Below are 14,531 nucleotides of genomic sequence, written 5' to 3' on the forward strand. Positions count from 1 at the left end.
AAATCGCTGCGCTTTAAAAACTAAAAAGCCAGTCCGGGAATCCTGACTGGCTTTTTTTTATTATCTATTCTTTCAGCTTCGGAGTGATCTTCAGCTCCAGTGGTTTGCCATCACGAAGAATCTTCATAATGGTCTCTTGATTGGGTTTCACCGATTGAAGCGTGTAAACATAGTCATACAGGTTTTCAATCTTGGTTCCACCGAACTCGGTGATGATATCCTTGTCTTTCAATCCGGCTTTTTCAGCAGGGCTGTCTTTGGACGCCCCCGAGATACGCACCCCTTTGACACCTTCCTGGGAATAATCCGGAACTGTGCCCAGGTAAACGCGGAAGCTGCGGCCTTCCAGGCGGTTCTGGGCACCGGCCACTTTCACATATTTGACCATCGGAAGTTTGGAATCGACCAAAAGATCCGTCAGGCTTCTTACGGCCGTCAGAACACGGGCAACACCTTCATAGTTTACCATTTCAGGAATGTCGCGAGGACTGTGGTATTCAGCGTGGGACCCGGTGAAGAAGTTCGCCGTGGGAACTCCAGCCAGATAGAACGCCAAAGAATCTGTCGGCAGATAGGGGTCTTCTTGAACAATCATCGGAACCGCACTGCGCACGCCCACTTCCTCAGCCAGACGGGTCCAGTTGTCAGCAGATCCCAAACCCTGAACAAAGACGCGATCTTTGAATCGACCGATCATGTCCATGTTGATATAGGCGGTAATATTATGTTTCGCCATGTTTTTGGTGAAATGAGACGATCCCAGATTTCCCAATTCCTCGCCGGACCAGATGCCGAAATAGATATTCTTTTTCAGCAGACCGGGCTTGGAAGCCTTCAGGTTCGCATAGTAATGCGCAAGCTCCATCACACCGGCGACCCCTGAGGCATTGTCATCAGCACCCACATGGGCTTTACCAGCTTCGCCGGTTTTAGCCAGGCTGCTGCCGAATTGACCGTGTCCCAGGTGATCCCCATGGGCGCCGATCATCACCGCAGAATCAGCACCGACGACAGCCAGTTTCGCAACGACATTGATGCCTTGAGCTTTCTGGAACTGCAAATCCACCTGCGCCTTGATATACGCCGAAGGAATCACAAAACCCTCAAGCATTTCGCCTTTATCCAGTTTCATTTGCAGCTTGATCAGATCCTGACCTGCATAACGAATCATTTCCTGAGCGGCTGATGTCGACAGGCGCAAAACCCCCAGCGTGCTTTCAGACAAAGAGCCTTCGAATTTGATCTTGCCGAACTTTTCCGGCAAACCGCTCTCTGGTCCGTTGGTCACAATAATACCAACAGCCCCTTCGTTTTTCGCCACGGTCACTTTGTGCTGCAAACGAGAATACAGATTCAGGTAATGACGACGTTGCGGCGACACGTTCGCCGGCAAATCCGACAGCACCATCACCCACTTGCCTTTAACATCCAGACCTTTGTAAGAGTTGTATTCAGCTTCTTTGTCGCTGGCCGGAGCTTTAATACCATAACCCGCAAACACCACCGGTGCTTCACGAAAGTCTCCGGTTTTAGAGAATGACACCGGTTCAAAATCCTTGGAAACAGTGTATTTCTTTTTAAATGAACCCACCACTTCAAGTGAGTTCGCAGCACCCAGACCCACACCTGAAGTAAATTCGAAGGTTTCAAAGAAAGATCCATTGGGACCTGCGCCTGTCAAACCCCAGGACTTTAAGAGCTGCGCGAGCTTTGCGGTGTAAATCTTTTCCTCGCCCGTGCCTGTGCCGCGGCCCTGAAGCTCGGAGGAGGCCAGATAGTAAACCCATTTTTTGATGTCTTCGACTTTCACTTCCGGAGTCAAAGACCCCGCCCCCGGATCCTGCGCCGAAAGACCCAAAAGCTTTCTGGCCTGAGCATCATCCCATTTCGCGATAAAGATCTGCGAATCCCCTTTTTCATTTCGGTGAGTCCAGGACAGGCTGTTGCCATCCGGAGTGAACACCGGAAGTCCGTCAAAGCCCTCATCCGAGGTTACCCGCACCGGCGCTTTCTTGCCTTCCGCATCGACAATGAAAAGTTCAAAGTTGTGATAACCCAGAACGCTGGAACCAAAGATGATGTAATCCCCTGATGGATGGAAATAAGGAGCCCAGGACATGGACTTTAATTTTGTAACTTGTTTCTGGTCAGAGCCATCGACATTCATGGTGAAGATTTCCGCCGTGGAACCATTCGGAGAGAATCGACGCCAGGTGATTTTCTTGCCATCCGCACTGAAGAACGGACCGCCATCATAACCTTTGGAATCCGTCAGGCGCTTCACCTCGGTGCCATCAGCCTTCATGATGTAAATGTCCATCATATAGGAAGGGTCCTGCTCAAAAAGTTTTTTATCCTCCCCTTCCAGTTTTTCCGTGTAACCGGCACGGTTGGAAGCAAAGGCAATCCATTGTCCATCCGGAGAATAAGACCCTTCAGCGTCATAGCCTTTTTCGCGGGTCAGGCGCTGGATGCTTTTGCCATTCAGATCAGAACTGAAGATGTCGTAGTTATCATCAAAGCTCCAGGAATAGCGGGCTTTAACGGCTTTTTTGCGGTTGTCGTATTCTTCCTGGGTTTTCTTTTTCGTTTCCGGATCCAGATGAGTGGACGAATACAGAACCTTCTTCATGGACGGATGAATCCAGCCGCAGGTGGTTTTCCCATGCCCCGGCGAAACCCGTGTCGTGTCACCACTGATCAGGTCCAGAATGTACATCTGATAGAAGGGATTCCCCGGCTCGCGCTCACTTTGAAAGATCATCTTTTTGCCGTCAGGACTGAAATAACCCTCCCCTGACTTAGGGCCTGTGAAGGTCAATTGACGGGCTTCACCCAACAGAGTGTGCGGCTCATTGGAAAAGGCACCCGTGGCGGCAGTCTCAGATTTGGAAACAGCGGACTTGGTGTCCTTCATCTGGCACGCCACCAGGCCGGAAATTAGCGAGAAAATGCAGGCACTTGTAAGAAGAACTTTCACTTTTTTCATAGTCTGTGTAGGCTAAAAGCAGGACCATCTTAAGTCAAACCCAAGCGAAGAAAAGAGAAACTCATGCGCCGCACGTTTCACTTGGCTCTCATCTCACTTTCACTGACCGCCTGCGCCACCTCATCACCGTATAAACTTTCAAGCCTGAGCTATTCTGAAGAAGAGCTGAAGCCGAAAGCCACGCGCGGCATCGCCTCGGTTGAGCATAAAAAAGAAAAGTCCTATCTGTCTTTGGATTTGCCTTATGCGGCCTTTGAAAAAATGCGCGTTGATGTGGAAAAAAACCAGAACGTGCAGCTTCAGCATCGCGGCGAAGCGCACATCACCGTGATTTCACCTGTCGAGTTCACCAAGTTGAAAAAGAAAATCTCGATGAAAGAGATCAACGCCCTGGCTGAACGCATGGACATGAATAAAAGCTCTTATCACCTGCTGTGTGTGGGCAAAGGGGCAGTGAATGAGGATGCCACCTATTACGCCGTGGTGGAATCAGACCGCCTGTTCCAGATCAGAAAAGCCGTGCACGTTCTTTACACGCAAAAAGGCGGTAAAGCCGAAGACTTCAATCCTGATCTGTACTATCCGCATGTGACATTGGGTTTTACGAAGAAGGATCTGCACCTGGAAGATGGTGTGATCAAGGACGCAAGTTCTTGTATCTATTCCCTGCGCCCGTCTGAATCAGTAAAAAACTAGTAAGTGCTTGAAAGAGCTTTGTCCAAGCCCTGAGTTGTACCGGCGCCAGGGCCCAGCCACAGCGTGGTTTCCTCAATCAAAGAACCATCAGAAAACTTGCAGACGTTGAACGTCTGACCGTCCGTATCCTTGCCTTGCAGAACTTCCGCATCAAAAGATCCACAGATCCCGCCGCGAGCCGAAGAGGCATTGCGGTTCTTATAGGCCACAACGGCCTCTGGAGTCGCTGATTTGGATTTAAACTGGAAAAGGGCTTCAGCCCCCACTGCGGATTCGCCGAAGAAACACATGGAGTATTCCTCCGAACCGGCTTTTAGAACCCAGAACTGCCCCGCCTCAATACGGCAAGCGCGCATCCAAGGGTTGTTGTTGGCAGCAAAGGAGGAAACTCCCGCAAAGATGATCATGCCAGCAAGCAATAAAATTCTCACCATTCCCCCATTAGTTTTGATAAGATAGGTTTTTCTTATAACAGCGAAATTGCCGGGGCAAGCACTCAATGCCGAACTTTCAGAAATTCGAAACCTTTGACAAACTGACCACTGTGCCTTGTCCCTACGCCCCGGACTGTGGCGGCTGTCAGCATATCGGCGTGCCTTATGGTGACCAGGCTCAAAACAAAATAAACGACCTTTCAGGCTTGTTTACGGCGGCATCGGTGGCGTTTCCACAGCCCCTCAAAGTTCTTTCCGCCGGCCCCGCCCATCTGCGGGACCGACTGGATTTCAGCCTTCAGGACGGCCGCTTGGGACTTTACCGCACGGATCGTCATGAAATTCTCGATATCGAAGTCTGCGCCCAGTTGAGCCCCGCATTGCAAGAATGGCTCTCGGACTTTAGAAAGATTCAGTGGCCTTTTAAGCGCGGATCCTTCCGACTTCGCGTCGGACCGGCCGGACAGCGCGGAGTGTGGATTGATTTGGCCAATATCGACATCAAAACCCTGCTGGATGAACAAAGCATCCTGCACTCCCTACAACAGCAGTCTTTCGTTGAAATCGGCCAGCGCCGCAAAGTTCCGGTTTGGACTGGAAATGAATTTAAGCTGCGCGATCCTGAACATCATGTGTGGTTCCAGTCCTGGATGAACGACACACCGGTGAACCTGTATTGTCAGGTGGCGAGCTTCACTCAGCCCAGCCACAAGGCGAACAAGGTCATCTGTGATGTGATTTATGATTGGGTGAAACGGTACAAAGCTCAGCGCCTGATCGAGTTCGGCTCTGGCATCGGCAATCTGACCTTCCCGGCTTTGGCGGGGGCAGAGAGTATTCTGGCGTGTGAAATCGACGACCTGTCACTGCAAGGCCTGGAGCGCTCTTTAAACGAGCTTCCTGCAAGCCTGTCACACCTGAAAGATCGCGTGACGATTTATCGCGGGGACTTCCAGAAAAAACTGACGCAGGACTTTTCCCAGTTCGACGGGGTGCTGGCAAATCCGCCAAGATCAGGTTTGATGGGCTTTTTGAATCCGCTACAAAACCTTGCGCCTGAACAGCGGCCCGAGTTCTTTATTTATATGTCCTGTTATCCTGAATCCATGGCCCGGGATCTGGTGACCCTGCAGGAATGCGGATACCGCATGCAGGAGGTCTTTATCGTCGACCAATTCCCGCAGACGGATCACTATGAGGTTCTGGGATTACTTCAAAGAGAAAAGGCGTAAGCCTGAAAGCGCACCGGCCAGATCTTTCCCGGCCAATAGCGAAAGCAACGGCAAGGTCACAATCCCAGTGATTAAAATCAAGGAACTGCGCAAAGCCACACGGAAGATATAACTGATTTGCAGACGCTCATGAGGTTGCCCCAAACGCAGATCACACGCCCACTCACCAATGGTGGAACCCATCAGGCTGCGGATCGTGATCATGTACACCCAGGCAAACATCACAAAAACTTCAGCAAAGAAAGTCAGCTGATGCTGGCTGTGGAACATACGATTCATCAACGAACCGACCGGCGTTTTCACGATCATGGAAAACATCAGCATGAACACGCAACTGACAGCAATCAGAATCAAAGCATCAATGAAAGACGCCAGCCACGACCACAGCGCAAGTTTGTAACCCTTGCGACGCGCCGATGGCCCGCCATGAAAACCGGTTCCCTGCTCAAAATTCAGATCTCGACGATCCTTGAACAAGCCGTTCACGCGTGACGGAGCCGGAGTCACCGGACCTCGACGACGCGGGGCTGGACCCCTTAACGGCACAGGGGCTTCCCTTTTCTGGGGAGCCCGCTGTGGATTGTTTTTCTCTTGATGCTTGTCGATATTCACTTTTTAAGTTTCCTAACGAACCCCACCCGCACGGATGGAGGTGTCAGTAGTTGTTCCGCCCTCGGAATCCGGAGTCGGCGGAGGCACCACCACGACCGGCACACACACGTTGTTGATCAACTGGTTCGGAGCCGGGCAAGGAGCCGTTGGCGGAGGATCGACCACCGGAGGTGTCGTCACAGTTGTTGTCGCCGTCGGCTCTGGTTCTGGAGCAGGTGCTGGTGGCACGTACTCTGGAGACTTGGAGTCGGATTTGGACTTCTTGCTGAACAACCACCAGAAAGCACCCAGGGCCAGCAAACCGATACCGACTGGAATGATCCAGTTTTTATTACGGCACCAGAAGCCACAGCTGTCGTCTTTGCCGACTTCTGTTTTACCACCTGGCAGATCACCCTCGCCACCAGCTTCGATCACTAGACAGCTTGGACGGGATTCACTTTCACTTGGTTCACTTTCTTTAGTTCCCTCAGGACATACGCAGCCTTTGCCGCCTTCACCCGGAACGGAACCTGGTTTTTCAACAGAACAATCACCCGCGATCGGACCTGGAGGAGGTGGCGGCTCTGGAGACACCACGAAAGACTGCAGGGAGAACGCACGGGTTTTGATCTCGTTACAAGCTGACGCCTGGTCATCACGCTGCTGTGCAATTTTTTGCAATGGCAACTGACCACACTCTGCAACTGCAGAGTTGATGAAGTTTTGCAGGCCTCCCAGATAAGCAGAGATCTGATTGTACTGCTCTTGAGAGATCTTACCTTCTTCATTCAACACCAGATTGATATCCTGCTTCTCAACTTTCTTAAGATAGGATTCAATAATGCGCTTTTTATCTTCGCCTTCGGCTTTAGGATCATTTGTACGCAACGGGGATTTGCTATTGCAAACGCGGGTTGCATACTTCACTTCAGAACGAGACACACAGTGAGGAGCGCCGTTCGCGCTGAAACCATAAACCATCGGGTTACAGGAAACACCGTTATTCAAGCACGTTGCGCTGTTGACTTCCATTTTGTTCTTCAGATCGACCGCACCCTGCTTGCTGCCGCCGCAGGAATTGTTCTCGCCATAAATGGACAGATAACCCGCCACGATACATGGCTTACCAACAAGACTTGCTGCTTCAGCCTCTTCCCCAAAGAAGAATGAAGCCGCCCACTCATGACGTTTATTGAGTTCATTCAACGCCTGAACACCATAGATTTTAGTATAAACTTTCTGAGCGGATTCAAGAGCCGCACGCATACGCACAAAGTACTCTGCTTTCTGACGCGGAGTCAGACGCGTGTATTCTTTGTAAGTCAAAACGAAGTTTTTGCTTAGAGGCTTTTGTTTGCCCGTTTTCAGGGACTTGGCAACAACCGGATCCAGCTTCACCATTTTACCGGCGATGGCGTTGAAGTTGTTATAATTCATCAGCTCTTTGCGCTTGAAGTTGACGCCGTTGACCTTCAGTGGATTTTCGTCATCACCAGTGAAAGTCAAAGTGGAAGTCTGACCAGCATGAGTCAAAGTCAAACGCACTTGTTCTTTACCGTCTGCGCCTTTGTAAGTGGATGCTTCCACCGCCGGCATCATTTCATGACGATTCAACTCCACCCATTGATCCATCTGCTTTTGCAGTTTGTGAGGATAAACGTGGCGAACCATGCGGTAGAATTCACCGACGGTCATTTTCTTTGTCGTGAGCCCTGTTTCTTTCAGGTATTGATTGATCAGCTTCTTCTGATCCTGTGCCGCCGCACCCTGTGCGACTGGCGCCATACACATCGTGAATGCAGATGCGCTGGCTGCAAGACTTTTCATCAATGACTTCGGTTTCAACTTCCATCTCATAACGACCTCATGCTTTTGAGTCTTTTCGGTACACATTCTAAAAAACTTAAAAAGAACCCGGACTTAACTTAACTTTTCTGTTCCTGTCTCAATCTGAGACCGCAACCACTCCTGCAAATATAACCGGTCCCGCTCTGTAAGTTCTTTAAACTTCAGGCGAAGCACGTTATCGCGATATTCCACGACTCGACTTTTGACCTTCATATTACGAATGTCGGGAAAGATCACATCCACAAACCGCAATCCTTGGGACCCCTCAAGATCCCGCTGCAAACGAACCCTCGCCCCGCTGGCGGAAATGGACTCAGTAACCCCTTCAAAAATATCCTGAGCCACCACATTCACGGGAGTGCGGAACTCATAACGAGCCGCCGCCGGGAACAACCACTGCGCGCGTCGATCCAGATAAGGAAAACGGAAGTAAAAAGCCAGCAACAAAACAAAAGCCGTGATCAGGCAGGACATGAAAAGCTGTCCATGAACGAACAGGCCGCTGTCTGAAAACTCGCCATTGCCCCAACGATAGAGATTGATAAAAAGCACCAGCATCAACGAGCCAATCGCCAGAGTCCATGTGGCCTTATGCGCGCGCAACAACAAAACCCCGGTCAGAAACAAAAGACCCAGCCACATCCAATCAAGATTCGAAACAGATTGCGCGAAAGAAAGAAACCCGCTTTGCGAATTGACAAATTCAGAGCTTACAAAACTGATCAGAAGATTTCCCAATGGAGCCAGAATAAAAAGAATCGCCATCAGGTACATTCCCGTTGGCCTTTTCAACTGTTCTTCCCCCATGAAACCCCCTCCAGTATGTTAAACGAAAGCAACTTGACGGGGCATCACTTCTTGCGATCTCTGGACCTTAGTTATGACAAAAACAGCAAAACAAATACTCATTTTATTGGTGTCCCTTTTATCAACCCAAAGCTTTGCCACTCCGACCCGAAAAATCTCGGACTCCCTGGTGGAAAATCTGGCTTGCGACCGCGTTTCTACAGAGGAAATCTATCGCCGCATCCGGCCCGAGTCCTTAGGCAGCAGCTATCACAATCTGTCAGTAAACTGGCCCTTCTCGGCCGGCCTTTATGATCTGGCCGCTTGCTGGTCCTTGTCGCGCACGCAGCGTCTGTTCTTTTATCTGTCGCGCTGGAATCAGGGGAGCGATCCCACACCCCAGCAGACCACCGAGATACTGGACATGGTGCGCGGCAGCCGCCCCTATGCCTCTGGCAGTGGCTTGAAAGAAACGGCCTTGAGTGAATTCAAAGTCTTCAGTCAGAAGGATTCCCAATGGCGCACCAACACGCCCTTGTGGTCGCAGATGCAGTATGGTTTTTCCCAGAAATTTTCAAATGGCAAAACATTGTATCGTGCCTGGAAGCATGAAATTGAACACTATCAGAAAGAACGCTTTCACGAATTCGCAAAGAACCTGAAGTACGTGATCGGCGACGACGCCCGCAGCGGACGCAAGAACCGCCAGACCCGCGATGTGCTTTTAAGAAATCTTGAATCCCACCGTCTGACTTTACTGTTGTTGCGTCCCACTCGCACCGCCCAGCACGTTGTCGTGGCCAAGTCCTTTGAGGTTAAAAGCAACGGACGAATTGAAATTCGCGTGTACGACTCCAACCAGCCCCTGCGGGATCAGATTGTGACCTTTGATGGCCGCGAAGACGATTTCTATGCACCGGACATCGTGCGCGGTCTGCCACGGGTGAAAAACGCCAACGACGCCATCGGGGTTTTTATTGTGGATGAATACGAACGAAGCCTGGTCGACACGGCCTTACTGAAACACTACGAGAAAGCCTGCTCGGTCGCGACAGGCACCTAAGCTGAAGCAGAAATAAAAAAGCCACCCTTATAAGGTGGCTTTTTCGTTGAAACGTGCCGGAATTTAAATTTATTAGTTGCTGGACATTTTGCAGATTTCAATCAGAGTCTTTTCTTTGACCAAAGAATAAATCTCTTCGATCTCCGGGTTTGTCACTGCCACGCACCCCTGGGTCCAGTTCATTGGATGGATTAAACCAACCGCCTGACCTTTACGTTCTTCAGAAGGCAGACCGTGGATCATAATATCGCCACCCGCAGACTTACCCTGGGATTTTGCAAACTCCACATCCGATTTATTCGGATAAGAAACGTGCAAAGCCTTGGTGTACTGACTTTGAGGGTTTTTATAATCAATAGAATACAAACCTTCCGGCGTCTTGTTGTCGCCCTCGAACTGCTTGTGACCAACAGGGTTTCTGCCAAAGGCCACTGGGTATACTTTCAACAGGGTCTCGCCAGAAATCAGATAAAGCTCTTTACGGTCTTTGGAAACCACAATTCTTTCCACCGTCAGATCTTCCGCCTGAAGACGGTCCACGCTTTCCCGGCTGCGATCCAGAAGTTTGTCGACCTGGGAAATGTCTTGGCAATAGCGGAAAGACTTATCCAGGGCCTTGGAGCCCGCGGCAAAAGAGTTTGTAGCAAACAGACTTAGAGCAATGAGGGGAAGCAATGTCTTTTTCATGACGAGAGTTATATCACACTCGCCCCTCATTCACATCCACCCCAAAAAGATATTTTTTTGTAATCGTTTTCCCGTCGTAAAAAGCAAATAAAAAGGTCCCCGTGTTTTTCACGGAGACCCCTATTGTCACTCTGTCAAAAAGTTATTCATCGCCGCCAGCCTGCAGAGCTGCTGGCCCGGCCGGGGACTATCTGCGAAGCGAGGAGCAGGATGAGATACAAGCCTCTCGGGCCATTTTCACTCGTGGAGCCATACAGTCCGCGGTGCCCTTGTGGCGAATCACCGACAATGTCCCCACGTTCGGAGTGTAGGTCTTGTTGTTCACTTTCGCCAGACACGCATAATAAGCGTACTTCTCAAGACCCGTTTGCATCTTCGCGCTGGTCGGCAGGTACACACGGGCATCAAAGAAGTTGATACCCACACCACCCACGTTCGGAGAGCTCTGCGCGACCGTGAAATCAAAACCGCTGGATTTGATTTTCGAACAATCGCTTTCGGTTTTTGCCGAAGCGATGCCAAACGGATCAGAACCGGCTTTATCGATCAATAGAACGTGACCATAGACTGCCACGATGTCACCGGCTTTCAGGGACGTCGAAGGTGTCACAGAGATCTTGGATAAACACGTCAGCCCATTGTTCTGAGGCTCAACATAAGAGCTGGAACCCCACGCCCAGGAATCTGAAGCTTTCAGTGCGCGGCCTGCCTTCAAACGAAGCCCCGCGGTGGCCATGGAGGTGTAAACATAACCAGAACAGTCAATCCCCAGAACCTTGGTGCCATCACCGTTGTTCTTAAACATATCAATCGGGGAATCGGCGGCAGTTGTGCCGTAAGGCTTTCCACCGTAGTCATAAATCAGAGGATTGGATTTAACACTGAAGCAACCCTCACCGTATCCTGACACACCCTTGATGTAAGGATGCGTGGCCTGAACCTTGGAAAGGCTTGCGATCTCTCGCTTGCTGCCGACACCGTCAGAGTGCTTGCCCACGATCGAGATCCCAGAGATGATCTCGGTCTGCGCATTCAGATCCGGCAAAGCCACGCTTTGACAGGTCTGATAAGAGGTCGCAAAGGCCCAACGGGCGCCGAATACAGCCAAAGGCTCCCCGGCACTCAAAGCCTGGGCTTTGTGGTATTCATAATCACGATTCGGCGCTGGCGCAGGCTCTTCAACCACATTACTGCCCCCCGATCCTGAACCCGCATCAATGCTGCCGGAATCAGATCCCGAGTCTGTGCCCGCTGTGGAGTTGTCGCCGGACGGACAATTCAACTCAAAGCTTTCCACTGTTTTTGAAAGCTGCGTGAAATTGCCGCGCACTTTGTCCTGCATGTAGCTTCTGAAGACCGTGGAACGGTCCCCAACGTCGATCGCCGACAGAAGCATCAAAAGCTGTTCTGGTGTTTCCACGCGCTCACCCTTGGGAGCTTCTTCAAGCAAGGATACAACCAGCTTGTCCAACTGGGCTTGCAGCTTTTCCTGATCCTCACTTGTCATGCTTGGATTTTCAGCAGCCAGTTTTTGCACCTGATCGCGCATGGCCTGCTTTAGTGTTTCGGAAGCCGGGATCTCTTTTTGCTCAATCAGATAGGCCTTCAGGCCGTCCCAGAGCTTCATCTCCAGCTTGTTGTCTTTGCAGGCAATGTCATTACCCACCTGCGAAGCGATATTGTTCATGGCCTCATACCCCTGTGGTGCGCAGGCCGTCATCATCATCCCTAAGATCAAAACCATTCCGTGTGTTTTCATAGGGAACTTATCGGCAGGCTGACTTGGACAGATTACACCCGGGATGAATTTTAGACTCGACTAGACTAAAAAATAGTCACTATAATCAGAGTTCAAGAGGGACACATCAGCATGGCAGAAAAGTTTATCAAAATTCAGGCACTCTATGGACTCCTTGAACTTGAGCCTTTCATACTTTTGGGGGCGCTCATTGCCATCACCTGGATCTTCTACAAGTTTTTCCTGAAGGAAGCCTCCGACGAAAGACATCGCAGCATCCGCAATCATTTCCGCACTTTGCTTCGCCATTATGTGATTTTGGCCTTCTTGTTTTTGCTCTTTATTTTCATGCAGACCTCCGAACCCCAGATCGGGCGTTTTGCGAAGTTCATTCCTTATGTCGCCTTCCTGACTTTTGTTTGGGGCAACGTGGTGTTTGTGAAAACATCCCGTCTGATCGTCCTGCAGTACCTGTTCCTGGGATCAATGAAGCACGGTGTTCCTCTGCTTCTGGTGAACATTTTCTCTTTGATTCTTTCTATCGTCTTAATGTTCTGGGGCATCACTCACGTGTTTGGCCTGGAGGTGGGACCGCTGCTTGCGACGTCGGCGGCGGCCTCGGTGATTCTGGGTCTGGCGCTGCAGGACACTTTGGGAAATCTGTTTGCCGGAATTTCTTTGCAGCTGGATCGCAACTTTGAAATCGGTGACTGGCTGGAAATCACGAGCGGTATTCAGAAAGCCACGGGTCAAGTGCGCGAGATCACCTGGCGCTCCACAACCCTGGTGGGCTTTTCTGATGAGCTGATCACCTTCCCGAATCGCTTTATGGCCAATGCTCAGATTTCAAACTTCTCCCCGCCGGACAACCCTATCGTTCGCCGTCAGATCTTCCGCCTGGCATTCGGGCAGAACATCGAGCTGGCCAAGCAGATCCTGGAGCGCACGGTCGCCGGAGTTGGCGAAATCCGAGGCATTCCGGCACCTTGGGCCTATGTCAGCGACACCAACGAACATTGGGTGGAACTGAAAATCATCTATTTCATCGATAATTACGGTTCCCAGTTCAACATCGGCGACAAGGTTTATGTGCGCGGGATTGAGGCTCTGAAGGCTCAGGGCATCAAATTAGCTCGACAAGTGGTTGAGCTATCGGATACAACCCAAGGCCATGAAATCAGCCGTTAATTTTGAACTTCCCCTGGCGGTAAAAATCCGCAAACAGATCGTGCAGGCCTTGAACGACTTCAACATGATTGAAGACGGCGACAAGGTCATGGTCTGCGTTTCCGGCGGCAAAGATTCCAGTGTCCTGCTGGCTTTGCTGACCGAAATCCAAAGACGCTCTGAGCGCAAATTCCAAATCGAAGCTGCGATCCTGGATCAAAAACAACCGGGCTTCGATGTTTCCAAATTCAAAGTTTGGGTGGAAAGCCTGGGCGTGCCTTTTCATATCGTTGAAAAAGACACTTATTCCATCGTGAAAGAAAAAGTTCAGGGCGGAACGTTCTGTTCTCTTTGCTCACGTCTGCGCCGTGCGATTCTTTATGATTTTGCCCATAACAACGGCTTCACCAAGCTGGCACTGGGACACCACCGCGATGACGTCGTTCACACGGCCTTGCTGAACATGTTCTATGTCGGCACCACTGCGGCCATGCCACCAAAACTGAAATCTGACGACGAACGCAATATTCTAGTCCGCCCACTGTGCTATGTTTCTGAAAGAGATATCGAAGAACTGGCGGCCGAATGGGCCTTCCCGGTGATCCCGTGCAACCTGTGCGGATCCCAGGACGGATTGAAACGTCAGCGCATCAAAAAGCTGGTTCGAGACCTCGAAAAAGAGATCCCGAACATCTATGCCTCCATCCAGACTTCCATGACGAATATCAAGCCAAGTCAACTGATGGATCAGGATTTGTGGGACTTTAAGAACCTCAAGACCTAGTGGCCCGAAGCTCCTGCGGTGATTTTCAAGCTTGCCGCCGGAGCCGCCAGTTCGTGCTCATCCTGACCTGGAGCCGGGATATCAAACCAGTCAATCTGACCTTTTTCACAGACCTGTGAGACTTTGAAATACAAGGTTGAATTTGCCGGGGCCGTGATTTTCGCCCGAATCACAAATTCGTCATAGAATGCATCCGGCAAGTTTCCACCGCTGAACTTCACTGCCGTGGCAACACCGCTGGTGTCTGTTTCAACCGCCACATCCCAGCCTGGCTTCGGCATGGGTTTAGGCGTGGTGAAGCCCTTGGGCAAATGCACCGTCAGAGACGTGGTGGCTGTGGCATCGCAGCCATGAGGAACGCGCACAACAGCCTTGTAATAGCTGCCAGCAGCAGCTTGAGGATTTTCCAGGGACACATGGGCAAGGGCTTGAGAGCCCAGTAACAAAGACAGAACAGGGATCATTTTAAGCACAAAGGCCTCCTTGATGGATGGATTTTTAATCCACTTCAAG

General features: G+C 50.7%; 13 protein-coding genes. 5 read left to right on the plus strand and 8 right to left on the minus strand.

All coding sequences use genetic code 11. The annotated features are described in order from the left end of the window. Positions 1 to 64: 64 nt before the first annotated feature. On the minus strand, positions 65 to 2,989 hold the full coding sequence (locus ACZ520_RS09680) for a M28 family peptidase (RefSeq protein WP_464125228.1): 2,925 nt from the start codon (positions 2,987 to 2,989) through the stop codon (positions 65 to 67). A gap of 63 nt (positions 2,990 to 3,052) precedes the next feature. Here ACZ520_RS09680 and ACZ520_RS09685 point away from each other — a divergent pair, with 63 nt between their 5' ends. Further along, positions 3,053 to 3,685, plus strand: a complete 633-nt coding sequence (locus ACZ520_RS09685) for a hypothetical protein (RefSeq protein WP_464125230.1) — start codon at positions 3,053 to 3,055, stop codon at positions 3,683 to 3,685. On the opposite strand, the gene ACZ520_RS09690 is transcribed toward ACZ520_RS09685, so the two are convergent. Further along, the gene (locus ACZ520_RS09690; RefSeq protein WP_416480598.1) at positions 3,682 to 4,119 is read right to left on the minus strand and encodes a hypothetical protein; all 438 of its coding nucleotides are present in this window, start codon (positions 4,117 to 4,119) and stop codon (positions 3,682 to 3,684) included. The genes ACZ520_RS09685 and ACZ520_RS09690 overlap by 4 nt on opposite strands. A gap of 65 nt (positions 4,120 to 4,184) precedes the next feature. Between ACZ520_RS09690 and ACZ520_RS09695 the strand changes: the two genes are divergently transcribed. Further along, positions 4,185 to 5,351: a class I SAM-dependent RNA methyltransferase gene (locus tag ACZ520_RS09695; RefSeq protein ID WP_464125232.1), complete on the plus strand. Its 1,167-nt coding sequence runs from the start codon at positions 4,185 to 4,187 to the stop codon at positions 5,349 to 5,351. Here ACZ520_RS09695 and ACZ520_RS09700 read toward each other — a convergent pair. From ACZ520_RS09700 to ACZ520_RS09710, 3 genes are all read right to left on the minus strand, one after another. Continuing rightward, positions 5,328 to 5,897, minus strand: a complete 570-nt coding sequence (locus ACZ520_RS09700) for an RDD family protein (RefSeq protein ID WP_232469298.1) — start codon at positions 5,895 to 5,897, stop codon at positions 5,328 to 5,330. The genes ACZ520_RS09695 and ACZ520_RS09700 overlap by 24 nt on opposite strands. 78 nt (positions 5,898 to 5,975) lie before the next feature. Beyond that, positions 5,976 to 7,802: a hypothetical protein gene (locus tag ACZ520_RS09705; protein ID WP_374033130.1), complete on the minus strand. Its 1,827-nt coding sequence runs from the start codon at positions 7,800 to 7,802 to the stop codon at positions 5,976 to 5,978. 63 nt (positions 7,803 to 7,865) lie between these two features. Continuing rightward, on the minus strand, positions 7,866 to 8,600 hold the full coding sequence (locus ACZ520_RS09710) for a PilZ domain-containing protein (RefSeq protein ID WP_088565198.1): 735 nt from the start codon (positions 8,598 to 8,600) through the stop codon (positions 7,866 to 7,868). A gap of 73 nt (positions 8,601 to 8,673) precedes the next feature. Here ACZ520_RS09710 and ACZ520_RS09715 point away from each other — a divergent pair, with 73 nt between their 5' ends. After that, a complete protein-coding gene (locus tag ACZ520_RS09715) occupies positions 8,674 to 9,642 on the plus strand; it encodes a hypothetical protein (protein ID WP_464125235.1) in 969 nt (322 codons plus the stop codon). Between the two features lie 72 nt (positions 9,643 to 9,714). On the opposite strand, the gene ACZ520_RS09720 is transcribed toward ACZ520_RS09715, so the two are convergent. Together ACZ520_RS09720 and ACZ520_RS09725 are read right to left on the minus strand one after the other, a co-directional pair. Beyond that, complete coding sequence (locus tag ACZ520_RS09720; protein WP_088565196.1) at positions 9,715 to 10,329, minus strand: L,D-transpeptidase family protein; 615 nt, start codon at positions 10,327 to 10,329, stop codon at positions 9,715 to 9,717. Positions 10,330 to 10,516: 187 nt separating this feature from the next. Further along, positions 10,517 to 12,088, minus strand: a complete 1,572-nt coding sequence (locus ACZ520_RS09725; protein ID WP_464125237.1) for an OmpH/Skp family outer membrane protein — start codon at positions 12,086 to 12,088, stop codon at positions 10,517 to 10,519. A gap of 111 nt (positions 12,089 to 12,199) precedes the next feature. Here ACZ520_RS09725 and ACZ520_RS09730 point away from each other — a divergent pair, with 111 nt between their 5' ends. After that, positions 12,200 to 13,255 carry a mechanosensitive ion channel family protein gene (locus tag ACZ520_RS09730; protein ID WP_088565194.1) on the plus strand — a complete coding sequence of 352 codons (1,056 nt, stop codon included), beginning with the start codon at positions 12,200 to 12,202 and terminating at the stop codon, positions 13,253 to 13,255. Next, positions 13,239 to 14,018 carry a tRNA 2-thiocytidine(32) synthetase TtcA gene (gene ttcA, locus ACZ520_RS09735; RefSeq protein ID WP_374030293.1) on the plus strand — a complete coding sequence of 260 codons (780 nt, stop codon included), beginning with the start codon at positions 13,239 to 13,241 and terminating at the stop codon, positions 14,016 to 14,018. The genes ACZ520_RS09730 and ttcA overlap by 17 nt, the downstream gene beginning before the upstream one ends. Here the strand turns inward: ttcA and ACZ520_RS09740 are convergent. Next, on the minus strand, positions 14,015 to 14,491 hold the full coding sequence (locus ACZ520_RS09740; protein WP_374033134.1) for a YcnI family protein: 477 nt from the start codon (positions 14,489 to 14,491) through the stop codon (positions 14,015 to 14,017). The two genes, ttcA and ACZ520_RS09740, sit on opposite strands and share 4 nt — an antisense overlap. Positions 14,492 to 14,531: the final 40 nt, after the last annotated feature.

It is taken from the genome of Bdellovibrio sp. BIS2, from assembly GCF_055398295.1.

Bases quoted from the DNA above. Each gene is read 5' to 3' on its own strand.
- ACZ520_RS09685 (WP_464125230.1), top strand. From the start codon at position 3,053: ATGCGCCGCACGTTTCACTTGGCTCTCATCTCACTTTCACTGACCGCC.
- ACZ520_RS09730 (WP_088565194.1), top strand. From the start codon at position 12,200: ATGGCAGAAAAGTTTATCAAAATTCAGGCACTCTATGGACTCCTTGAA.
- ACZ520_RS09695 (WP_464125232.1), top strand. From the start codon at position 4,185: ATGCCGAACTTTCAGAAATTCGAAACCTTTGACAAACTGACCACTGTG.
- ttcA (WP_374030293.1), top strand. From the start codon at position 13,239: ATGAAATCAGCCGTTAATTTTGAACTTCCCCTGGCGGTAAAAATCCGC.
- ACZ520_RS09680 (WP_464125228.1), bottom strand. From the start codon at position 2,989: ATGAAAAAAGTGAAAGTTCTTCTTACAAGTGCCTGCATTTTCTCGCTA.
- ACZ520_RS09705 (WP_374033130.1), bottom strand. From the start codon at position 7,802: ATGAGATGGAAGTTGAAACCGAAGTCATTGATGAAAAGTCTTGCAGCC.
- ACZ520_RS09690 (WP_416480598.1), bottom strand. From the start codon at position 4,119: ATGGTGAGAATTTTATTGCTTGCTGGCATGATCATCTTTGCGGGAGTT.
- ACZ520_RS09720 (WP_088565196.1), bottom strand. From the start codon at position 10,329: ATGAAAAAGACATTGCTTCCCCTCATTGCTCTAAGTCTGTTTGCTACA.
- ACZ520_RS09710 (WP_088565198.1), bottom strand. From the start codon at position 8,600: ATGGGGGAAGAACAGTTGAAAAGGCCAACGGGAATGTACCTGATGGCG.
- ACZ520_RS09725 (WP_464125237.1), bottom strand. From the start codon at position 12,088: ATGAAAACACACGGAATGGTTTTGATCTTAGGGATGATGATGACGGCC.
- ACZ520_RS09715 (WP_464125235.1), top strand. From the start codon at position 8,674: ATGACAAAAACAGCAAAACAAATACTCATTTTATTGGTGTCCCTTTTA.